Raw genomic sequence first — 22,744 nt, 5'->3', positions numbered from 1 at the left:
GCGCGAGTTCTCAGGCAAAGTTACGCTTCTCGCCGTCACCGGCGACGTTGCTCACACAGCGGCCGCAGATGTCTGCGTGTTCCGCCACCAGGCCGATATCGGTGGTGTAATGCCAGCAGCGCGGGCACTTCTCACCCGGTGCCGTGCTGAAGGCGATCTTCAGCCCTTTCAGCAGCTCGGAAGCCTGCGCGTCGGCCGGCGCATCCTCCAATGGCGCAACGCTTGCCGCAGAGGTCAGCAGCACGAAGCGCAGCTCATCCTGCAGGCTGTTCAGGCGCGCCGCCAGCTCGCTGTCGGCATACAGCGTTACCGCCGCTTCCAGCGAGCCGCCGAGGCGTTTGTCGGCACGCGCCTGCTCCAGCACCTTGTTCACTTCGCCGCGCACTTTCAGCAGCTCAGCCCAGAAAGCGTCGTTCATCGGCTCGCCTTCCGCCAGCCCGAACAGGCCGTCGTACCACTCTTCGGTAAACACGTACTGCGCGCGTTTTCCCGGCATGAAGCCCCAGATCTCGTCCGCAGTGAACGACATGATCGGCGCCATCCAGCGCACCAGCGCTTCCACGATGTGATACAGCGCGGTCTGGCAGCTGCGGCGGGCGACGCTGTCGCTCTTCGCGGTGTACTGACGATCCTTGATGATATCCAGATAGAAGGAGCCCATCTCGACCGAGCAGAACTGCATCAGACGCTGCACCACTTCGTGGAAATCGTAGTTGGCGTAAGCCTGCTCGATATCCTGCTGCGCCGCCAGCGCACGGCCGACCGCCCAACGATCCAGCACCACCATGTCTTCCGGCGCCACGCAATCGGTGCTCGGCTCGAACCCGTTCAGGTTGGCCAGCAGGAAGCGCGCGGTGTTGCGGATGCGGCGATAAGAATCAGCGGAACGCTTGAGGATCTCGTCGGAGACCGCGATTTCGCCGGTGTAATCGGTCGATGCCACCCACAGACGCAGAATGTCGCCGCCCAGCTTGTTCATCACGTCCTGCGGGCTGACGGTGTTACCGATCGACTTGGACATCTTGCGGCCCTGGCCGTCGACGGTGAAGCCGTGGGTCAGCACTTCTTTATAAGGCGCCTTGCCTTTCATCGCGGTGGAGATCATCAGCGATGACATGAACCAGCCGCGGTGTTGGTCGGAGCCTTCCAGATACATGTCGGCGCTGTGGCCCTGGAACTCAGGGCGCACGTCAACCACCGAAGCGTGGGTGGAACCGGAGTCGAACCACACGTCCAGCGTATCCGGCACTTTCACGTAGTCGGCGGCTTCCGCGCCGAGAATATCGGCCGCGTCCAGATCCCACCAGGCCTGAATGCCGTCTTGCTCGACGCGCTTGGCCACTTCTTCCATCAGCTCAACGGTGCGCGGGTGCAGCTGCTCGGTTTCTTTGTGCACGAACAGCGACATCGGCACGCCCCAGGTGCGCTGACGCGAGATGCACCAGTCCGGGCGGTTGGCCACCATCATTTCGATACGCGCCTGGCCCCAATCCGGGATCCACTGCACGCCTTTGATCTCTTCCAGCGACTGCTGACGCAGGCCTTTCTGATCCATGCTGACGAACCATTGCGGCGTGGCGCGGAAGATGATCGGCGTCTTGTGGCGCCAGCAGCACGGATAGCTGTGCAGGAACTTCTCGACGTGCAGCAGCGCGCCTTTCTCACGCAGCAGGTCGACGATCAGATCGTTGGCCTTGAAGACGAACTTGCCGTCCAGCAGCGGGTGAGTGCCGGTCAGGTAGCAGCCGTTCGGCCCTACCGGGTTGGCGATCTCCAGACCGTATTTTTGGCTGATGACGAAGTCATCCGGGCCATGACCGCCTGCGGTGTGCACCGCACCGGTACCGGCGTCCAGCGTCACGTGCTCGCCGAGGATCGCCGGCACGTCGAAGTCCATGAACGGGTGATTGAAGCGCAGCAGCTCCAGATCGGCGCCTTTGCAGCTGCCCAGCACCGTCCACTCGGTGATGCCGGCGCGTTTCATCACGCTTTCCACCAGCTCGGCCGCCAGGATCAGGCACTGGCCGTCAACCTGCACCAGCTGATAGGTGAAGTCCGGGTGCAGCGAGATCGCGCGGTTGGCCGGCAGGGTCCACGGGGTGGTGGTCCAGATAACCAGGGAGATAGTCCCGTTGAAGTGGCTCACGCCGAACTTGGCCGCCACGGCAGCCGCGTCGGCCGCATGGAAGGTCACGTCGATCGACGGCGAAGTCTTGTCGTAGTACTCCACTTCCGCTTCCGCCAGCGACGATCCGCAGTCAGTGCACCAGTGAACCGGCTTGGCGCCTTTCAGCAGGTGGCCGTTGCTGATGATCTTGCCCAGCGCGCGGATGATGTTGGCTTCGGTTTTGAAGTCCATGGTCAGGTATGGGCGATCCCAGTCGCCCAGCACGCCCAGGCGGATGAAGTCCTTCTTCTGGCCTTCAACCTGCTCGGCCGCGTACTCGCGGCACTTCTGGCGGAACTCGGCCGCCGTCAGCTTCTCGCCCGGTTTGCCGTACAGCTGTTCAACCTTCAGTTCGATAGGCAGGCCGTGGCAGTCCCAACCCGGCACATAAGGCGAGTCGAAGCCGGCCATCCCTTTCGACTTGATGATAATGTCTTTGAGAATCTTGTTAACCGAGTGACCAATGTGAATGCTGCCGTTCGCATACGGAGGGCCGTCATGCAAAATGAAGGTTTTTTTGCCCTTTTTGGCAGTACGAATAATCCCGTACAGATCCTGTTCATACCAACGTTGCAGCATGCCAGGTTCGCGCTTGGCGAGGTCGCCGCGCATCGGGAACCCTGTTTCCGGCAAGTTCAGGGTATTCTTGTAGTCACTCATTAGATTCTCGGTTCCGTTTTCGGCTATAGAGATTAAACCGGTGTCTGTAGCCCGAAGAACTTCCGGGCCGTCACCACATCATTGGCGATTTGCTGCTTCAGGGCATCGAGCGAAGCAAACCGTTGTTCATTGCGCAATTTTGCGCGGAGCACCACCTCAATATGGCGCCCGTAAAGATCCATTGTGACATCCAGCAGATGCACTTCCAGCTGCTGGCGCACGCCGGCGACGGTCGGGCGCGTACCGATATTGGCCACGCCCGGCAGCGGCTGCGGCCCCAGGCCGTACACTTCTACCGCATACACCCCTTTCACCGGCGCCACCAGGCGCTTGAGCGGCAGGTTGGCGGTCGGGAAGCCGATGGTGCGGCCCAGCTCGTCGCCGTGCACCACGCGCCCGGAAATGCTGTACGGGTGGCCCAGCAGTGTCTCCGCCAGCGGCAGATCGTCCTCGCTCAGCGCGGTGCGGATCGCGGTGCTGCTGATGCGCCGCTCGCCTTCGCGGAAGGTCGGGGTGCTGACCACCTCGAAGCCGTACTCTTTTCCGGCCTGCTGCAATAGCGGAAAATCGCCCTGACGCCCGGCGCCAAAGCGAAAATCATCCCCCACCATCAGGAATTTGACGCCCAGTTTTTCCACCAGCAGCTCGGCGACGAACGCCTGCGCGGTGTTGGCGGCAAAACGCGGATCGAACTTGACGCACAGCAGGTAATCGACGCCCGCCTGCGCCAGGTAGTTGGCCTTGTCGCGCAGGCGCGTCAAGCGGGCCGGCGCCTTGTCTGCGGCGAACATCTCCAGCGGCTGCGGCTCAAAGATCATGACCATCACCGGCAGCCCGAGGCGTTGCCCTTGTTGCTTCAACTGCTCCAGCAGCGCCTGATGACCGCGGTGTACGCCGTCAAAGTTGCCGATGGTGAGCACGCAACCATGGTGGCGCGCCCGGATATTGTGAATGCCGCGAATTAGCTCCATAGCTGGCTCAAAACAGTGGAAATCGGCGGATTATACCTTGTACAGCCGGTAAGGTTAACCCGCGATTGGTGCCTTTATGTAATAGACATACCATACCGGAGATAATCTGCGCGTGAAACGGCTTCGCCGCAGTTTATCCGGCACTGCCGGGCCGATTCTCGACCGCGGCCAACGGCTTGCGTCCGCCGCGGCAAAACATTGGCGAATTTTCTCGCGAAACACTGTATTCCCAAGAGCGAAGCTGGTAAAATCCTGCGCCATCACAACGTAGCGAGTGCCGCCTGTACAAACGGCGCTTATTTGCACAAATCCATTGACAAACGAAGGCTAAAAGGGCATATTCCTCGGCCTTTGAATTGTCCTCAATAGAATATATTTGGGAGTTGGACCTTGGCTAATATCAAATCAGCTAAGAAACGCGCCGTACAGTCTGAGAAACGCCGCAAGCATAACGCTAGCCGTCGCTCAATGGTGCGTACCTTCATCAAGAAGGTAGACGCAGCTATCGCAGCTGGCGACAAAGAAGCAGCACAAACTGCATTCCTGGTAATGCAGCCACTGGTGGACCGTCAGGCAGCTAAAGGCCTGATCCACAAAAACAAAGCAGCGCGTCATAAGTCAAACCTGACTGCACGCATCAACGCAATGCAATAAGCATTTCGTTATCTGCTTGATAAAAAAACCGGCTCAGGCCGGTTTTTTTACGCCCTGCGTTCAGTGAACCACTAGCAGGAAAACAGCGCCGAGAAGTCTTTGTTGCACACGCGCTGCACCGCCGGATGCTGGATCATGCGCTCGGCGAAGATGATGTAATACTCCTCCTGCACGCTGTCGATGCGCCCAATCTCCACCACGTTGTCATCGTTATAGGTATCCTGCGCATACAGCGTCGGCGCCACGAAAATCGCATTGTGGTACATGCCGAAAGCCTTCATCAGCGCCGCATCGTCGAACTCGCCCAGGATTTCCACCTGAATGCCCTGCGTATTGAACCAGTTGAGCAGCTTGCGCCCCAGCATCGAGCGGCGGCCGGGGATCAGCAGCTTGCGCTGCTCCAGGCAGGCCGGGAACGGCAACTCCGGCGCCGGCTGGCGGCAGAAGAAGCTGATGCCGCACTCGCCCAGCTTCAGCGAGAACAGCCCTTCCTGCTGGCTGGAATCCACCGGGCAATCCGACAGGATCATATCCAGCTTGTGCTGGCTGAGCTGCTCCAACAGCATCTCGTGCGTCGATTCAAAACAGCGCAGGTGGATCTGTTCGTTATCCACCACTACCGCCGTTTCCAACACCTGGCTGACCAGGCGCTTCGACAGCGCGTCCGCCACGCCAACGTCGAACAGCAGGTTCGACTCTTTGCGGTAGTTGACAATATCCAGCATTTCCTGGCTGAGCATAAACATCTTGTCGGCATAGCGGAACACCAGCTGCCCCAGCTCCGAAGGCACCAACCCGCGCCCCTGGCGTTTGAACAGCTTGCCGTCCAACCGCTCCTCCAGCGCTTTGATCTGGCCGGTGATGGTCTGCGGCGTCAAAAACAACGCTTCGGCGGCACCGACCACGGAACCGGCCTTGCAGACCTGCCAGAAATAATAAAGGTGATTAAAGTTGATATGCGACATCCTCACGAGCGGCTCTCCTTAACAACGTTTCGCAGCGGCAAACGGTGTGCCGTGACGAGCGACAAACTTCCTTTCCCTGCTTCAGACAACGTATAGCCCCATTAGTCCCAACGAAGAACGGCCGAAGCTGCACATATTTTATACCGCGCAGCTCCGACCAGCCATTTTATTGTGTGCCCTTATCGGGCACACGCAGGATTAACGCACCCGCGGCAACGCCAGACGCAGCAACCCATACCCTGCCACCGCCGCCGCAGTGGAGCCCAGCAGGATCCCCAGGCGGGAATAGGTGCTGAGCGCCGCATCCGCATCGCCAAACGCCAGCGAGGCGATGAAAATCGACATGGTGAAACCAATACCACAGAGCACCGAAACGGCAAACACCTGTTTGAAACCGATCCCCTCAGGCAAGCGGGCGATGCCCATTTTCACCGCCAGCAGGCTGAAGAGGAAAATCCCCAGCGGCTTGCCGATAAACAGCCCGGCCGCAATCCCTACCGGCAGCAGCGACGTCAATCCTTCCAGCGATACGCCCTGCAAAGAAACCCCGGCGTTGGCGAATGCGAACAGCGGCAGGATCATAAACGCGACCCAAGGGTGCAGCTCATGCTCCAGCGTTTCCGACGGCGACGGCCCCTTCTTCACGTTCAGCGGGATCATAAAGCCGACGATCACCCCGGCCAGCGTCGCATGCACTCCGGACTTGAGGATCGCCACCCACAGCACCAGGCCGACCATCATGTACAGCGAGGTCTTGCCGACGCCGCGCCAGTTCATCACCGCCAGCAGCGCGGTCGCCGCCGCCGCCACGCCCAGCGCCACCATCGACACTTCGTGGGTATAGAACAGCGCGATGATGATAATCACGCCCAGGTCATCGATGATCGCCAATGCCAGCAGGAACACTTTCAGGCTGGTCGGGACGCGATTGCCCAGCAACGCCATCACGCCCAAGGCGAAGGCGATGTCGGTCGCGGCCGGGATCGCCCAGCCCTGGCGGGTGACTTCGTCCGCGCCGTTGAACAGCAGGTAAATCAGCGCCGGCGCCAGCATGCCGCCCAGCGCGGCGATCGCCGGAAACACCGCCTTGTCGCGCCCGGACAGCGAGCCCTGCATCAGCTCGCGCTTGACCTCGAGCCCCACCACCAGGAAGAAGATGGCCATCAGGCCGTCGTTGATCCACAGCAGCAGCGGCTTGGCGATCTCCAGCGAAGCAATCTTCACCATCACCGGCAGGTTAAGGAATGCCTGATAGATCCCCTGCGCCGGGGTGTTGGCCATGATCAGGGCGACGATCGCCGCCGCGATCAGAATGATGCCGCCCGCGGCTTCCTGACGTAAAAATTGACGAATGATGTTGGTCACAATACGTCTCTCCAAATCTGTGCAGGGCGTAGCGCCCTGCGAACCACAGTCATGAAGTGAGTATAGAGGGCGTTTTAGTTCGAAAAAATAAGTTTATAAATGCTAAATAACTCGATAAAACCGATCAAAAGCACGAATAAGTCACATTATTGATAGGGAATTAGGGGTGTGACATGCAAATAAAAACCCCGGGACAGACGCCCGGGGTTCTAATATAAACCAGCAGAAACAGCAGGTTAACGAGTCAGGTCGTCAAAGAACTTTTTCACCCCGTCGAAGAAGCTCTTCGAACGCGGGCTGTTCTTGTCACCGGACGGGCCGCCCAAGCTCTCTTCCAGCTCGCGCAGCAATTGCTTCTGCTTGTCGTTCAGATTGACCGGGGTTTCCACCACTACGCGGCACAGCAGGTCGCCCTGGCTGCCACCACGCACCGATTTCACGCCCTTGCCGCGCATGCGGAACAGTTTGCCGGTTTGGGTCTCCGAAGGCACCTTCAGTTTCACCCGGCCGTCCAGCGTCGGCACTTCAATCTCGCCCCCCAGCGCCGCCATGGCGAAGTTGATCGGCACTTCACAGTACAAGTTGTTGCCTTCGCGCTCGAAGATCGGGTGCGCCTTCACCTGCACCTGAACGTACAGATCGCCCGCCGGTGCGCCGTGCTCGCCGGCTTCGCCTTCACCCGCCAGGCGGATGCGGTCACCGGTATCGACGCCGGCCGGAATTTTCACCGACAGCGTTTTGGATTTTTCTACCCGGCCGTGGCCGTGGCACTTGTTGCACGGATCTTTGATGATCTGACCGCGGCCATGGCAGTGCGGACACGCCTGCTGCACGGTGAAGAAGCCCTGACGCATCTGCACCTGGCCCTGGCCGTGACAGGTTGGACAGGTCACCGGCGAGCTGCCCGGCTTGGCGCCGCTGCCGTGGCAGACGTCGCACTCTTCCAGCGTCGGGATGCGGATCTCTTTGGTGACGCCACGTACCGCTTCCTCGAGGGTCAGCTCCATGTTATAGCGCAGATCGGAACCGCGGCTGGCGCGCTGACGGCGGCCTCCGCCGAAGATGTCGCCAAACACGTCGCCAAAGATATCGCTGAAGTCGGCACCGCCGCCAAAGCCGCCGCCGCCCATGCCGCCCTGTTCAAAGGCCGCGTGCCCGTACTGATCGTAGGCCGCGCGTTTCTGGTCGTCGGTCAGGACTTCGTAAGCTTCTTTAACTTCTTTAAACTTGGTTTCGGCGTCTTGTTCCTGGTTGCGGTCAGGATGGTATTTCATCGCCAGGCGTTTGTACGCCTTTTTGATCTCACGTTCATCCGCCGTCTTGCTGACGCCGAGAATCTCGTAATAGTCTTTCTTCGCCATTCTTTCGCTTACCCTTAACATGCGTGCACGGGCGCAGAGTTGCCTCGACGCCCGTGCTGGTTTCCGGGAGCGGCATCTCGGCCGCCCCGTGCCCGCTTAAGGGCGATTATTTTTTGTCTTTAACTTCTTCGAACTCAGCGTCAACCACGTCGTCGTCTTTCTGCGCCGCGTTGTCCGCGCCGGCGTCAGCACCCTGCTGAGCCTGCTGCGCCTGGGCCATTTCCAGCAGTTTGCCGGAAACCTGCACCAGAGCCTGAGTCTTCGCTTCGATCTCGGCTTTATCTTCGCCTTTCACCGCCGCTTCCAGATCTTTCAGCGCCGCTTCGATCGCCGTTTTGTCTTCCGCCGGCAGTTTGTCGCCCGCTTCTTCCAGCTGCTTGCGAGTGCCGTGGATCAGGTGATCGGCCTGGTTACGTGTCTGTACCAGCTCTTCGAACTTGCGGTCGGCTTCAGCGTTCAGCTCGGCGTCGCGCACCATTTTCTGGATTTCGTCTTCGTTCAGGCCAGAAGATGCCTTGATGGTGATCTTCTGCTCACGACCGGTGTTCTTGTCTTTGGCAGACACGTGCAGGATGCCGTCGGCATCGATATCGAAGGTGACTTCGATCTGCGCCATGCCGCGCGGTGCCGCCTGAATGCCGTCCAGGTTGAACTGGCCCAGAGATTTGTTATCGCTGGCGCGCTTACGCTCACCCTGCAGCACGTGGATGGTTACCGCAGACTGGTTGTCTTCAGCGGTAGAGAACACCTGGCTGTGCTTGGTCGGGATCGTGGTGTTTTTGGTGATCAGCGGCGTCATCACGCTGCCCATGGTTTCGATACCCAGCGACAGCGGGGTCACGTCCAGCAGCAGAACGTCCTTCACATCACCGGCCAACACGCCGCCCTGTACCGCAGCGCCCACGGCAACCGCTTCGTCCGGGTTCACGTCTTTACGCGGCTCTTTGCCGAAGAAGTCTGCGACTTTCTTCTGCACCATTGGCATACGGGTCTGGCCGCCCACCAGGATCACGTCCTGGATGTCGGAAACCGACAGGCCTGCGTCTTTCAGCGCCACTTTCAGCGGCTCGATAGAACGTGCAACCAGATCTTCAACCAGCGACTCGAGTTTGGCGCGAGTCACTTTGATGTTCATGTGTTTTGGACCGGTCGCGTCTGCCGTGATGTACGGCAGGTTAACGTCGGTCTGCTGAGCGGAAGACAGTTCGATCTTCGCTTTCTCAGCGGCTTCTTTCAGACGCTGCATCGCCAGCGGATCGTTGCGCAGATCGATACCCTGATCTTTCTTGAACTCTTCCACCAGGTAGTTGATCAGACGGCTGTCGAAGTCTTCGCCACCCAGGTGGGTGTCACCGTTGGTCGCCAGCACTTCGAAGGTTTTTTCGCCGTCAACGTCGTCGATTTCGATGATGGAGATATCGAAAGTACCGCCGCCCAGGTCATAAACCGCGATGGTGCGGTTGCCAACTTCTTTGTCCAGACCGTAGGCCAGGGCCGCAGCGGTTGGTTCGTTGATGATGCGCTTGACTTCCAGACCCGCGATGCGGCCGGCGTCTTTGGTCGCCTGACGCTGGGCGTCGTTGAAGTAAGCCGGTACGGTGATAACCGCTTCAGTTACCGGTTCGCCCAGGTAATCTTCCGCCGTTTTCTTCATTTTCTTCAGCACTTCCGCAGAGATCTGCGGCGGAGCCATTTTCTGGCCTTTCACTTCCAGCCAAGCGTCGCCGTTGTCGGCTTCGACAATTTTGTACGGCATGATCGCTTTGTCGCGCTGCGCTTCTTCATCCTGGAAGCGGCGACCGATCAGGCGCTTGATGGCGAACAAGGTGTTTTCAGGGTTGGTCACTGCCTGACGCTTAGCCGGCTGGCCAACCAGAGTTTCACCGTCCTGGGTATATGCGATAATAGAAGGAGTGGTGCGGTCGCCCTCGGCGTTTTCCAGCACGCGTGCCTTGGCACCATCCATAATTGCTACGCAAGAGTTGGTAGTACCCAGGTCGATACCAATAATTTTACCCATCTAAACGTCTCCACTAAAAAATTCATAATCAGTCAGGTTGCTAACCTATATGCGGGCGATTTTTTGCTTTTCAACTGCCCGATATCTCAGTGCGACCCGCGGTTAGCAACTGCGGTTGCAAATAAGATGGGGCCATCCAATCCGGCATCAAGGGGCAAGGCGAAAAAAATTTCTTTTTTTATCGTCATTCAGATCATTGTTTCCGGCTGCGGGGATCATTATGATGCGCGCGCTCTGGTGGAAAACTTCGATTTTTTGGCCATTCAGACCATTTATTATTTTACTTCGCTGTTTCCGTTAATTTTCTGTTATCGCAGAGGACTTATGCACACCAACAAGTTGGCGAATCCCGGCCCTCTCGGCCTGATGGGCTTCGGGATGACCACCGTCTTGCTGAACCTGCACAACGCGGGCTTTTTCCCACTGAACTCCGCCATCATCAGCATGGGAATTTTCTTCGGTGGCCTGGCCCAGATCCTGGCCGGTCTGCTGGAATACAAGAAGGGCAACACCTTCGGCATGACCGCTTTCACCGCCTACGGCAGCTTCTGGCTGAGCCTGGTCGGCCTGCTGCTGCTGCCGCGTCTGGGCCTGGCTGAGGCCACCGAGGCGCACGTGCTGGGCATCTACCTGGCACTGTGGGGCGTCTTCACCCTGTTCATGTTCTTCGGTACTCTCGGCGCCAACCGCGTGCTGCAGTTCGTGTTCGCCAGCCTGACGCTGCTGTTCGCCCTGCTGGCCGTCGGCAACATCACCGGCAACCACGCGCTGCTGACCTTCGCCGGCTATGAAGGCATCATCTGCGGCACCAGCGCCATTTACCTGGCGATGGCCGAAGTGCTCAACGAACAATACGGCCGCACCGTGCTGCCGATTGGCGAGCCGGCTCCGGCCCGCGTCGCGGCCTCGCCGGTCACGGCGTAATCGCCCTCCCCTGATGAAAAAGCCCTGCAGTGCAGGGCTTTTTTTTAGCTGTAGGAATCGGCTCGCCGCTCCCCGGCTTCGCTGTTCAGATCGCGATGCAGGTAGAAGCCGAGCAGCAGCCCGATGAGCGACAGCGCCAACACGTAGTAAGCGGGCGCTAACGGGGTCAATTTCATGATCAGCGTCACAAAAATAGGGGTTAAACCGCCAAAAATAGCGTACGAGACATTATATGAGAACGAGATGCCGGTAAACCGCACTTCCGCCGGGAACGCCCGCACCATCACGTACGGCACGGCCCCCACCACGCCTACGCTGAACCCCACCAGCGCATAGCAGGCGAATAGCATTTCCGGGTGCACGCCCACCGTCTGATAGAACAGCCAGCTGCAGCCGGCCAGCAGCACACTGCCGACCACCAGCGTTTTGCTGGCGCCAAAGCGATCGGCCGATAAACCGGCGACGATGCAGCCGGCGATCAGCATGATGGTGGCGATGCTGTTGGCCTGCAGCGTCAAGGCCGGCGCAATGCCGAACTGCTTTTGCAGATAGGTCGGGGTCATCAGGATCACCACCACGATGCCGGCGGAGAGCAGCCAGGTCAGCAGCATCGATACCACCACTTCCCGCTTGTGGTTGAGCACCACCGACTTCAGCGGCAGCTCCTCGGCCAGCGCTTTACGCGCCTGCATCTCGATGAAGATCGGCGTTTCCTGCAGCCAGCGGCGCAGGTACATCGCCACCAAGCCGAACATGCCGCCCAAGAGGAAAGGAATGCGCCAGCCGCCGCCGGCGATGCTCTGCGGGCTGAGCGTAGTGTTGATCACCGTCGCCACCACCGAGCCCAGCAGGATGCCCACCGTCAACCCGGCGGTCAGCGTGCCGCAGGCGAAGCCGATGCGCCGGCGCGGCACGTGTTCGGCAACGAAGACCCAGGCGCCCGGCACCTCACCGCCTATCGCCGCCCCCTGCAGCACGCGCATCAACAGCAGCAGCAGCGGCGCAGCAATGCCGATGCTGGCGTAGGTCGGCAGCAGGCCCATCGCCAACGTCGGCAACGCCATCAGCAGAATGCTCAGGGTAAACATCTTCTTGCGGCCGACCAGATCGCCGAAGTGCGCCATCACGATGCCGCCCAGCGGGCGGGCCAGATAGCCGGCGGCGAAGATGCCGAAGGTTTGCACCAGACGTAGCCACTCCGGCATGTCCGCCGGGAAGAACAGATCGCCGACCACGGCGGCGAAGAACACGAAGATGATGAAGTCGTAAAACTCCAGCGCGCCGCCCAACGCGGCCAACGTCAGCGTTTTGTAGTCTTGCCGGTTCAGCCGGCGATTAGTGTCGTGAGGCATAGGGCACCGTCGGTAAAGGCTGTAAAAATAAAAGCCGCAGGCTTTCTGTAAAAGAATCCTTACTATAGCGGCAAATTATTTTCACACCAGACGGGCTGAAGCCGATCTCGCAGAATGCTGAAATTTAGAGGTTTATCTCGCGACGCGCGCTCTTTGGCCGAAATGCTGCTACCACCGCGGCGTGCGTTTCGACGTAAGGCCCGTCGAGCAGCTGAATGCAATAAGGCACGCTGGCGAAGATGCCGTGTACCACCGCATTGCCCTGCTCATCCTTTACCCCTTCCAGCGTTTCCTTGATCGACTTCGGTTGGCCGGGCAGGTTGATGATCAGCGCCTGTTTGCGGATCGCCCCCACCTGGCGAGAAAGAATTGCCGTTGGCACATAGTGTAGGCTGATCTGACGCATTTGCTCGCCGAAGCCGGGCATCACGCGATCGGCGATCGCCAGCGTGGCGTCGGGGGTGACGTCGCGGCGCGCCGGCCCGGTGCCGCCGGTGGTCAGCACCAGATGGCAGCCCATTTCGTCCACCAGCTCGCACAGCGTCTGTTCAATTTGCGTCTGCTCATCGGGGATCAGCCGGGTTTCCAGCTTGAACGGCGTCGCCAGCGCGCCGCTCAGCCACTCTTCCAGCGCCGGGATGCCTTTATCCTGATAAACGCCGCCGGAAGCGCGATCGGAAACGGAAACCAAACCAATACGTAAAATATCCATGCGTAACCTCTACAGCCTGATGGGGTCCGAACGGGTTCGTCTCCCGTTCTGTTGTCATTGCCGAGAGTATAAGGGCTTCCCCCGCCGACGGGAGCGTCGGGCATAAAAAAAGGTGGCCTGAGCCACCTTTTTACTGCGCGATCTGCGGGAATTACAGCAGGTCGGCGATCATTTTTTCCAGTTTGCCCTGGTCTACGGCAAACTTGCGGATACCGTCGGTCAGTTTCTCAACCGCCATCGGATCCTGGTTGTGCTGCCAGTAGAACTCAGGTTCGGTCAGTGCGGCAGGACGCGCCTTCACTTCACCGGTGTAAGACAGTTTGCGCTCCAGCGCGCCTTCGCTCTCCGCCAGCTCTTTCAGCAGCGCAGGGGCGATGGTCAGGCGGTCACAGCCGGCCAGTTCGATGATTTCGCCGACGTTACGGAAGCTGGCGCCCATCACCACGGTGTTGTAACCGTGCTGTTTGTAGTACTGGTAAATTTCGGTCACGGAGATCACGCCCGGATCTTCGTGCGGGGCGAACTCTTTCTTGTCGCCGTTGGCTTTGTACCAGTCGAGGATACGGCCGACGAACGGTGAGATCAGGTAAACGCCGGCTTCGGCACAGGCGCGAGCCTGAGCGAAGGAGAACAGCAGCGTCAGGTTACAGTTGATGCCTTCTTTCTCCAGCTGCTCCGCCGCGCGGATGCCCTGCCAGGTCGAGGCCAGTTTGATCAGGATGCGATCGTTGCTGATGCCGGCTTCGTTGTACAGTTTGATCAGGCGTTTGGCCTTGGCCACGCTGGCGACGGTGTCGTAAGACAGACGCGCATCCACTTCGGTGGAGATGCGGCCCGGAACCAGTTTGAGGATTTCCAGACCGATGTTGACCGCCAGCTTGTCGGCGGCGTCGGCGATCTGCTGCTCGCGATCGCTGCTCTGGCCGCGCGCCCAGGCGATGGCTTCGTCAATCAGTTTGCGGTATTCAGGAATTTGGGCTGCATTGAGGATCAGCGAAGGGTTGGTTGTAGCGTCCTGCGGTTGATACAGCTTCATTGCCGCGATATCACCCGTATCTGCAACCACCGTGGTCAGCTGGCGCAGGGAAGTTAATTTGTCGGTCATGTTGGCATTATCTCATCGTTTGTGCATGAACTTTTGGCATTGTTCAACCATGCCCTACCCTGATAATAACATGCGCCAAGCCCGGTGCAAGGCTGGAAAACCGCGGCGCGCAAGCATCTGTTTTATCCTTGGGCGAGCAACCGTTTACGCCGATATCTTTCGCCATAACCGAGCGGATGGAAAGGCAATAACGTGCTATTGTCCGAATAAATTATGTTAAATTCGAAAAAATTGATGCAATTCGTCCGCTAATCTGCGAAAAATCTTAATCGACTGACGCCGGACCAATTCCAGCTAAGCTCTTGTAAAAAATAGGCCAATGTTTTTCACCTGCGGTGGATGCTGCAAGGTGCGCATTAAATTTCGATAAGAGGAGGGATCCCTTGACGGACCTGATGAACTTTATAAACAATATTTTGTGGGGGTCGGTGCTGATTTATCTGCTGCTCGGCACCGGCATCTACTTCACGTTGCGCACCCGTTTTATCCAGCTCCGTCACTTCAGCCACATGTTCTCGGTGTTGAAAAACAGCAATAAAAGCGACAGCGCCGGCATCTCCTCTTTCCAGGCGCTGTGTACCACGCTGGCGGCGCGCGTCGGCACCGGCAACCTGACCGGCGTCGCCATCGCCCTGACCGCCGGCGGCCCCGGCGCCATCTTCTGGATGTGGGTGGTGGCGTTTATCGGTATGGCCACCTCCTTTGTGGAAAGCTCGCTGGCGCAGCTCTACAAAACCAAAGACGATAACGGCAACTACCGCGGCGGCCCGGCCTACTACATGGAAAAGGGCCTCGGCATGCGCTGGATGGGCGTGCTGTTCTCCATCTTCCTGATCATCGCGTTCGGCCTGGTATTCAACGCCGTGCAGGCCAACTCCATCGCCCAGGCCTCCGCCGTCGCCTTCCATTTGCAGCCGCTGCACGTCGGCATCGGCCTGGTGCTGCTGAGCGGTGTGGTAATCTTCGGCGGCATTCGCTCCATTGCCAAAGTGGCCGAACTGGTGGTGCCGCTGATGGCGGGCGCCTACCTGCTGTTGGCCCTCTGGGTGATTGGCCATAACATCGAACACATGCCGGCGATCCTGGCGCTGATCTTCAAAAGCGCCTTCGGCCTGCAGGAAGCCGCGGCCGGCGCCGTCGGTTACGGCATCTCCCAGGCGATGACCCAGGGCGTGCAGCGCGGCCTGTTCTCCAACGAAGCCGGCATGGGTTCGGCGCCCAATGCGGCGGCGTCCGCCTCGCCTTATCCGCCGCATCCGGCTTCGCAAGGCTACGTGCAAATGCTCGGGGTATTTATCGATACCATCGTCATCTGCAGCGCCACTGCGGCGATCATCCTCTCCTCCGGCATTCTCGATCAGCCGACCGACAGCATCAGCGGCATCGATCTGACTCAGCGCGCGCTGTCGACTGCCGTCGGCAGTTGGGGGGCGCCGTTCGTCGCCATCGCCATCTTCTTCTTCGCCTTTACCTCGATCATCGCCAACTACGCCTATGCCGAGAGCAACCTGGTGTTCCTCGAGCACAACCATCCGGGCGGCCTGATCATTTTCCGCTGCGTGGCGTTGGGCATGGTGATGTTCGGCGCGCTGGCGGAGCTGCCGCTGGTGTGGAAAATGGCGGATACCTCCATGGCGCTGATGGCCATCACCAACCTGACGGCCATCCTGCTGCTGTCGCGGGTGGCGCTGAAGCTGGCCGACGACTACCATCGCCAGCGCCGCCTGGGCAAGCTGCCGACTTTTGACGCCAACCGTTATCCGGAGCTGAAGTCGCAGCTGGAGCCGGGCGTGTGGGACGGTCATCAACCACCGCACTGAGTTTTCCGGGGCGCGTGCGGTGCGCGCCCCGGCCTATTGGACCGATTGCCCCTTTTTCCCGCGCTTTTTGCTACAGTATCCGCACTTGGATAAACAGGATCTGGCCATGCTCGTTATTATTTCCCCTGCAAAAACTCTCGATTACGACAGCCCGCTGGCGACAGAACGTTTCACGCAGCCCGAACTGCTGGACAAGTCTCAGCGGCTTATCAAAATTTGCCGCGAGCTGACGCCGGCGCAAATCGCCAGCCTGATGAGCATCAGCGACAAGCTGGCCGGGCTGAACGCCGCGCGCTTTAGCGAGTGGCAGCCCAAATTTACCCCAGACAATGCCCGTCAGGCGCTGCTGGCGTTCAAGGGCGACGTTTACACCGGCCTGCAGGCGCAGGATTTCAACGAGGCCGATTTCGACTTTGCCCAGCAGCATCTGCGTATGCTGTCCGGCCTGTATGGCGTGCTGCGCCCGCTCGATCTGATGATGCCGTACCGGCTGGAGATGGGCATCAAGCTGGAAAACCCGAAAGGCAAAGATCTGTACAGCTTCTGGGGCGATCAAATCACCCAGAAACTCAACGAAGCGCTGGAGCAGCAGGGCGACGACGTGGTGGTCAACCTGGCTTCCGACGAGTATTTCAAGGCGGTGAAGCCGGCCAAACTGCACGGCGCGCTGATCAAACCGGTGTTCCTCGACGAGAAGAACGGCAAGTACAAGGTCATCAGCTTCTACGCCAAGAAAGCGCGCGGGTTGATGAGCCGCTTTATCATCAAGAACCGCCTGACGCGCAGCGAGCAGCTGGTGGACTTCAACCTGGAAGGCTACGCCTTCGACGAAGCCGCCTCGCAGGGCAATGAACTGGTATTCAAACGCCCGGAGCAGGCATAAAAAAAGCCGTCGCAAGACGGCTTTTCGCATTCTAGCCTGCCGAACTTCAGGCCGGCAGCGCCATCAGGAATTTGCGCAGTTCGGCAAAGCCGGCCGGCAGCGTGTGCGACAGCAGCGGCAGATCGGCCCGCAGCGCCAGCGCTTTCGGCAACGGCAGTTCCTGGCCGAGGATCGCTTCTACGCTCTCTTTAAACTTGGCCGGATGCGCCGTGCCGAGGAACAGACCGAACTCCCCTTCCTGCAGCTGATCGCGCAGCGCGCGATAGGCAATGGCTGCGTGCGGTTCTGAGATATAACCCAGCTCGGCCAGTTCACGCATCGTTTCCCTGGTGGTCTCATCGCTGACCGCCGCGTGGCCCAGCTCTTTCAGCTGCCAGACCTTACGACGGAACAGCTCTTCCACGCGCGGCCAGTTGTTTGGCTGGCTGACGTCCATGGCGTTGGACAGCGTCGCGACCGTGGCGTGCGGCTGCCACTGGCCGCTGGTCAGGAAGCGCGGCACGGTGTCGTTGGCGTTGGTGGCGGCAATAAAGCGCTTCACCGGCAGGCCCAGCGACTTGGCCAGCAGCCCGGCGGTCAGATCGCCGAAGTTGCCGCTCGGCACCGAGATGACCAGCTGATTGCGTGCTTCCTGCGGCAGCTGCGCCACCGCTTCGAAGTAGTAGCAGATCTGCGCCAGCAAGCGGCTGATGTTGATCGAGTTAGCCGAGTTCAGGTGCAACGCGTCTTTCAATTCCCGATCGTCGAACGCCTGCTTCACCAGCGCCTGGCAAGCATCGAAGTCGCCGTCAATCGCTACGGTGTGAATGTTGCCGCCCAGGGTACAGAACAGTTTCTCCTGCAGCGGACTGATTTTGCCCTGCGGATAGAGGATCACCACCCGGACGTTTTTCAGGCCGTAGAAGGCGTGCGCCACGGCGGCGCCGGTGTCGCCGGAGGTGGCGGTCAAAATGGTCACCGGCTGATCGCCGGCCACTTCCGCCAGCATCTGCGCCATAAAGCGGCCGCCGAAGTCTTTGAACGCCAGCGTCGGGCCGTGGAACAGCTCCAGGCAAGAGACGTCTTCGGTCACTTTCGCCACCGGCGCCGGGAACTCAAAGGCGGCCTGCACGCGTTTCTTCAGCGCCGCTTCCGGTACCTCTTCGCCGATAAAGGCCGACAGAATGCGGCTGCTGCGGGTGACAAAGTCCTGCTCCAGCAGCTGGTCGATCTCGGTCAGTTCGAACTCCGGCAGCTCCAGCGGGAAGAACAGCCCCTGCTGCTTGCCCAGGCCTTGTTTGATCGCCTGCGCGAAGCTGACCTGCTCGTTGTGATCCTTAAGGTTGTACAGTTTCATGCGTTATCCCAGTAGTCGAGCGCCTGCGGTATCCAGACGGCAAATATGAACAAAACCTTCGTCGTTTTGCAGATAGTGTTGTTGCAGCCAGGCGGCCATGCGTTGCGCGGTGGCGCCGTCGTTGCAGACGGCGAACAGCGTCGGGCCGGAGCCGGAGATGCCGCAGGCCAGCGCACCGATGTCCTGCGCCGCCTTGCGCGCTTCGGCGAAGCCCGGCAGCAGCCGGGTGCGGTACGGTTCGGCGATCACGTCCTGCATCAATTTGGCGGCCAGCTGCGGCTGCCGGGTGTGGCAGGCATGGATAAAGCCGGCCAGATAGCGGCCGTGGCTGATGCAATCCTGACGACGGTATTGCGCGGGTAAAATGGCGCGCGCTTCGGCGGTGGAGACCTTGATGCCCGGATAGGCCATGACCCACAGCCAATCGTCGAAGCACGGCACCTCCTGGCTGATGATGCCTTCTTCTTCCAGCATCAGCTGCAGGCCGCCCAGGTAGCATGGCGCCACGTTGTCGTAATGCACGCTGCCGGAAATGCGGCCTTCCAGCTCGCCCATCAGGCCGAGCAGCGTCGTCTTATCCAGCGGCCGATCGCAGAACTCGTTCATCGCCATCAGCCCGGCGACCACCGAACAGGCGCTGGAGCCCAGCCCCGAACCGATCGGCATGTTCTTTTCCAACCGCATCGCCACCGGCACTTCGCGGCCGATCTCCTGGCAGAAACGCTCCCAGCATTGATAAACGATGTTCTCTTTCGGCTCGGCCGGCAGCTTGCTGACGAAGCGCCCGGCATTTTGCAGACTGAACGTCTCGGCGGCTTCGACGCTGACGCAGTCGCCCAGCAGCGTGCCGTCGATCGGCGAAACCGCCGCGCCCAGCACATCGAAACCGACGCTGACGTTACCGATCGAGGCCGGTGCATACACCTTAACCATATTAAACTCCCAACTTCCATGACAGTGTGCGCAGCAGATCGGCGAACACGCCCGCTGCGGTCACATCGTTACCGGCGCCGTAGCCGCGCAGCACCAGCGGCAGCGGCTGATAGTAGCGGCTGTAGAAGGCCAGCGCGTTCTCGCCGTTCTTCACTTTATACAACGGATCGTTGCCGTCCACCGCCTCGATGCGCACCTTGCAGCGCCCTTCGTCGATCAGGCCGACATAGCGCAGCACCTTGCCTTGCTCGGCGGCGTTGGCCACGTTGCGCGCGAACTCTTTATCCAGCTCCGGCAGCCGCGCCAGGAACTGATCCACGTCGCCCGATGCGTCGAAGGACGGCGGCAGCACCGGCTCGACCTCGATATCGCTCAGCTCCAGCTTGTAACCGGCCTCGCGCGCCAGGATCAGCAGCTTGCGCGCCACGTCCATACCGGACAGATCGTCGCGCGGATCCGGCTCGGTGTAGCCGTTGGCCCGGGCCTGCAGGGTCGCCGCCGACAGCGACAGCCCTTCGTCCAGCTTGCCGAAGATAAAGGACAGCGAACCGGACAGGATGCCGGAGAAGCGCACCAGCTCATCGCCGGCGTTCAGCAGGTTTTGCAGGTTCTCAATCACCGGTAAACCGGCGCCGACGTTGGTGTCATAGAGGAACTTGCGGTGCGAACCGGCGGCGGCCGCACGCAGTTGCTGATAATAGTTCATCGACGAGGTGTTGGCCTTTTTGTTCGGCGTCACCACGTGGAAACCGTCCGCCAGGAAGTCCACATACTGATCGGCCACCGCCTGGCTGGAGGTACAGTCGACGATCACCGGGTTCAGCAGGTGATACTCCTTCACCAGCCGGATCAGGCGGCCGAGATTGAACGGCTCCTGCGCGCCGGCCAGCTCGTCGCGCCAGCTGTCCAGCGCGATGCCGTGCACGTTGGTCAGCATCACGCGCGAGTTGGCGATGCCGCACACCCGCAGGTCGATATGTTTTTGCTTCAGCCACGGCTGCTGGCGGTAGATCTGCTCAATCAGCGCCCCGCCGACGCCGCCGACGCCGATGACGAACACTTCGATCACCTGATCGGTGTTGAACAGCATCTGGTGGCTGACGCGCACGCCGGTGGTGGCGGAATCATTGCTGACCACGACCGAAATTGAACGCTCGGAAGAGCCCTGGGCGATGGCGACGATATTGATGTTGGCGCGCGCCAGCGCGGAGAAGAAGCGCGCGGAGATGCCACGCAGGGTGCGCATGCCGTCGCCAACCACCGAGATGATCGCCAGGCGTTCCATGACGTCCAGCGGATCCAGCACGCCGTCTTTCAACTCCAGATAGAACTCCTCCTCCAGCGCACGGCGGGCGCGCTGCAGTTCGCCCTGCGGCACGCAGAAGCTGATGCTGTATTCGGAAGAGGATTGGGTGATCAGCACCACCGAAATGCCGGCGCGCGACATCACGGCGAACACCCGCGCAGCCATGCCGACCATGCCTTTCATGCCCGGGCCGGAGACGTTGATCATCGCCATGTTGTTCAGGTTGGTGATGCCTTTCACCGGCATCGCGTCATCGGTGCTGTCTTTGCCGATCAGCGTGCCGGGGGCCTGCGGGTTGGAAGTGTTTTTAATCAGGCAAGGGATTTGGAACTGGGCAATCGGCGTGATGGTGCGAGGGTGCAGCACTTTGGCGCCGAAGTAGGAGAGCTCCATCGCCTCCTGGTACGACATCGATTTCAGCAGCCTGGCGTCCGGCACGGTGCGCGGATCGCAGGTATACACGCCGTCGACGTCGGTCCAGATTTCGCAACAGTCGGCGCGCAGGCAGGCGGCCAGCACGGCGGCGGAATAGTCGGAGCCGTTGCGGCCCAGCACCACCAGCTCGCCCTTGTCGTTACCGGCGGTGAAACCGGCCATCAGCACGATGTGGTCGGCCGGGATCGCCGCCGCGGCGATGCGCAACGTGGACTCGGCGATGTCCACGGTGGACTCCAGGTAGTGGCCCTGCGCCAGCAGTTTCTCCACCGGGTTGATCACCGTGACCGGGTAGCCCTTGGCGCGGAATACCCCTTCCATGATGGCGATGGAGAGCTTTTCACCGCGGCAGATAATAGCCGCGTTCACGCTGTCCGGGCACTGCCCCAGCAGCGAAACGCCGTGCAGCACCTGCTTGAGCTGCGCGAACTCTTGATCGACCACGCCCTTCAGCCTGTCGTATTCAAAGCCCGGCAGCGCCTGCGCCAGGCCGCTCAGCAGATCGGCAAAGATCCGCTCGGCGTCGCTGATATTCGGCAGAATGTCCTGGCCTGCCACCGTTTTGTCGATCATCGCCACCAGATGGTTGGTGATCTTTGCGGGGGCGGACAAGACCGTGGCTACCTGTCCCTGACGCGCGTTACTCTCCATGATATCGGCGACGCGCAGAAAACGTTCTGCATTCGCCACCGAGGTTCCGCCAAATTTCAGCACTCGCATGTGTGATCTCTCCGAATTTAAGCCGAAAAAAAAGCCCGCACTGATTAGGTGCGGGCTTTTTTCTGTGTTTCCTGTGCGCGTCAGCCCGCCCCGTTACCTGTGGTATCGGTGGTGGTAATAATTGTGGTATTCAGGCTGATATTGCGCATGTTGTCTGTCTGTCTCATGAAATACTCTGTCCCCTCTATTGGTTAAAGCAATCGCTATCCCAAGTCAAACGATTTCTTTTTTTTGCTTATTTTCCGTTCAGCGGCGACATTGCGCGATACCGGAGGTAAAAAGCAAAATGACAGAACAAAAAAACAACTTAAAGCCGGTTTAATAGTGGATCACTCTGGGTAACCGCTTGATGAAGCCGCTATCACTTGGCGAGTTTTTTTTCGATGTCGTGCAGCAACGTATGCAACATCGCCGTATCTCGCTGTTGCAGCGCGCCGAGCCTCTGGTGCAGCCAGTCGCGCAATTTTTGGTCATCGCCGACCTCCAATGCGTTCAACAGGGCATCGGCACGGCGGCGCAGCGCCTTGAGCTGCCCTTCCGACGCCGCCGTTTCCTGCGGCGTGCTGACGCCCATCAAGCTCGCCAACTGGTAGCAGTACACCATCACCGCTTGCCCCAGATTAAGCGACGGATAGTCCGCCTGCATCGGCACGCCGGTCAGCAAATCTGCCAGCGCCAGCTCTTCGTTGGTCAGGCCGGAATCTTCACGGCCGAACACCAGCGCGGCCTGGCCGACCCACTGCTTACGCTCGCTCAACTGTTCCAGCAGCTCAGGCGGCGTGCAGTAGTAGTGAAAACGCGCGCGGCTGCGGGCGGTAGTGGCGACGGTGAAATCCACGTCCGCCAGCGCCTGCTCCAGCGTGGCGAACGTTTGCACGCCGTCGAGGATCTCGCCGGCCCCGTGTGCCACCCAGCGCGCCGCCGGCTGCAGGTGCGCCTCGCTGTCGACGATGCGCAACGACGTGAAGCCCATGGTTTTCATCGCGCGCGCCGCCGCGCCAACGTTTTCCGGCCGCGCCGGAGCCACTAAAACAATATGAAGCTGCATCACTCTT

The 22,744-nt window shown here is 60.0% G+C and carries 18 protein-coding genes and 1 other annotated feature; of the genes, 4 read left to right on the top strand and 14 right to left on the bottom strand.

All coding sequences use genetic code 11. The features are described 5' to 3' along the window. Positions 1-10: 10 nt before the first annotated feature. Entirely contained in the window at positions 11-2,827 is a 2,817-nt protein-coding gene (gene ileS / locus ACJ8QI_RS16215) for an isoleucine--tRNA ligase (protein ID WP_442532816.1), read from the bottom strand. A gap of 32 nt (positions 2,828-2,859) precedes the next feature. Further along, the gene (gene ribF / locus ACJ8QI_RS16210; protein WP_033637054.1) at positions 2,860-3,798 is read right to left on the bottom strand and encodes a bifunctional riboflavin kinase/FAD synthetase; all 939 of its coding nucleotides are present in this window, start codon (positions 3,796-3,798) and stop codon (positions 2,860-2,862) included. Between the two features lie 390 nt (positions 3,799-4,188). Between ribF and rpsT the strand changes: the two genes are divergently transcribed. Next, positions 4,189-4,452 carry a 30S ribosomal protein S20 gene (gene rpsT / locus ACJ8QI_RS16205; protein ID WP_033637053.1) on the top strand — a complete coding sequence of 88 codons (264 nt, stop codon included), beginning with the start codon at positions 4,189-4,191 and terminating at the stop codon, positions 4,450-4,452. 71 nt (positions 4,453-4,523) lie between these two features. Here the strand turns inward: rpsT and nhaR are convergent, their stop codons facing one another. From nhaR to dnaK, 4 genes are all read right to left on the bottom strand, one after another. Continuing rightward, positions 4,524-5,423 (bottom strand): transcriptional activator NhaR, encoded by a 900-nt coding sequence (gene nhaR / locus ACJ8QI_RS16200; protein WP_004932962.1) that lies wholly within the window; start codon positions 5,421-5,423, stop codon positions 4,524-4,526. A gap of 192 nt (positions 5,424-5,615) precedes the next feature. After that, the gene (gene nhaA, locus ACJ8QI_RS16195) at positions 5,616-6,782 is read right to left on the bottom strand and encodes a Na+/H+ antiporter NhaA (protein WP_442532814.1); all 1,167 of its coding nucleotides are present in this window, start codon (positions 6,780-6,782) and stop codon (positions 5,616-5,618) included. A gap of 236 nt (positions 6,783-7,018) precedes the next feature. Next, positions 7,019-8,143 carry a molecular chaperone DnaJ gene (gene dnaJ, locus ACJ8QI_RS16190; protein WP_004932969.1) on the bottom strand — a complete coding sequence of 375 codons (1,125 nt, stop codon included), beginning with the start codon at positions 8,141-8,143 and terminating at the stop codon, positions 7,019-7,021. 106 nt (positions 8,144-8,249) lie between these two features. Continuing rightward, the gene (gene dnaK / locus ACJ8QI_RS16185) at positions 8,250-10,163 is read right to left on the bottom strand and encodes a molecular chaperone DnaK (RefSeq protein WP_004932972.1); all 1,914 of its coding nucleotides are present in this window, start codon (positions 10,161-10,163) and stop codon (positions 8,250-8,252) included. Positions 10,164-10,487: 324 nt separating this feature from the next. On the opposite strand from dnaK, the gene satP reads away from it, so the two are divergent. Beyond that, on the top strand, positions 10,488-11,087 hold the full coding sequence (gene satP / locus ACJ8QI_RS16180; RefSeq protein ID WP_442532813.1) for an acetate uptake transporter: 600 nt from the start codon (positions 10,488-10,490) through the stop codon (positions 11,085-11,087). Positions 11,088-11,131: 44 nt separating this feature from the next. On the opposite strand, the gene ACJ8QI_RS16175 is transcribed toward satP, so the two are convergent. From ACJ8QI_RS16175 to tal, 3 genes are all read right to left on the bottom strand, one after another. After that, positions 11,132-12,439 carry an MFS transporter gene (locus tag ACJ8QI_RS16175; protein ID WP_060422391.1) on the bottom strand — a complete coding sequence of 436 codons (1,308 nt, stop codon included), beginning with the start codon at positions 12,437-12,439 and terminating at the stop codon, positions 11,132-11,134. 124 nt (positions 12,440-12,563) lie between these two features. Then, a complete protein-coding gene (gene mog / locus ACJ8QI_RS16170) occupies positions 12,564-13,151 on the bottom strand; it encodes a molybdopterin adenylyltransferase (protein ID WP_004932980.1) in 588 nt (195 codons plus the stop codon). 151 nt (positions 13,152-13,302) lie between these two features. After that, entirely contained in the window at positions 13,303-14,256 is a 954-nt protein-coding gene (gene tal / locus ACJ8QI_RS16165) for a transaldolase (protein WP_004932982.1), read from the bottom strand. A 383-nt stretch (positions 14,257-14,639) separates the two neighbouring features. Between tal and ACJ8QI_RS16160 the strand changes: the two genes are divergently transcribed. Next, positions 14,640-16,076: an alanine/glycine:cation symporter family protein gene (locus ACJ8QI_RS16160; protein ID WP_193158658.1), complete on the top strand. Its 1,437-nt coding sequence runs from the start codon at positions 14,640-14,642 to the stop codon at positions 16,074-16,076. A gap of 106 nt (positions 16,077-16,182) precedes the next feature. After that, positions 16,183-16,959, top strand: a complete 777-nt coding sequence (yaaA, locus tag ACJ8QI_RS16155; RefSeq protein WP_060440926.1) for a peroxide stress protein YaaA — start codon at positions 16,183-16,185, stop codon at positions 16,957-16,959. A 46-nt stretch (positions 16,960-17,005) separates the two neighbouring features. Here yaaA and thrC read toward each other — a convergent pair whose 3' ends face one another. From thrC to ACJ8QI_RS16130, 5 genes are all read right to left on the bottom strand, one after another. Further along, positions 17,006-18,295, bottom strand: coding sequence for a threonine synthase (gene thrC / locus ACJ8QI_RS16150; protein WP_149570960.1), 1,290 nt, complete (start codon positions 18,293-18,295; stop codon positions 17,006-17,008). 3 nt (positions 18,296-18,298) lie between these two features. Then, positions 18,299-19,228: a homoserine kinase gene (thrB, locus tag ACJ8QI_RS16145; protein WP_016929148.1), complete on the bottom strand. Its 930-nt coding sequence runs from the start codon at positions 19,226-19,228 to the stop codon at positions 18,299-18,301. 1 nt (position 19,229) lies between these two features. Next, on the bottom strand, positions 19,230-21,689 hold the full coding sequence (gene thrA, locus ACJ8QI_RS16140; RefSeq protein ID WP_060422379.1) for a bifunctional aspartate kinase/homoserine dehydrogenase I: 2,460 nt from the start codon (positions 21,687-21,689) through the stop codon (positions 19,230-19,232). Between the two features lie 24 nt (positions 21,690-21,713). Continuing rightward, positions 21,714-21,831 (bottom strand) — a sequence feature (Thr leader region). Beyond that, positions 21,770-21,838 carry a thr operon leader peptide gene (gene thrL, locus ACJ8QI_RS16135; RefSeq protein WP_071998276.1) on the bottom strand — a complete coding sequence of 23 codons (69 nt, stop codon included), beginning with the start codon at positions 21,836-21,838 and terminating at the stop codon, positions 21,770-21,772. Its footprint overlaps the feature before it by 62 nt. A gap of 212 nt (positions 21,839-22,050) precedes the next feature. Continuing rightward, positions 22,051-22,737 (bottom strand): tRNA/rRNA methyltransferase, encoded by a 687-nt coding sequence (locus ACJ8QI_RS16130; protein WP_141957932.1) that lies wholly within the window; start codon positions 22,735-22,737, stop codon positions 22,051-22,053. Between the last annotated feature and the right edge of the window lie 7 nt (positions 22,738-22,744).

It is taken from the genome of Serratia sp. CY84636, assembly GCF_052166245.1.
Classification (GTDB): domain Bacteria; phylum Pseudomonadota; class Gammaproteobacteria; order Enterobacterales; family Enterobacteriaceae; genus Serratia; species Serratia nevei.
This window is presented reverse-complemented; position numbering and strand designations above follow the sequence as displayed.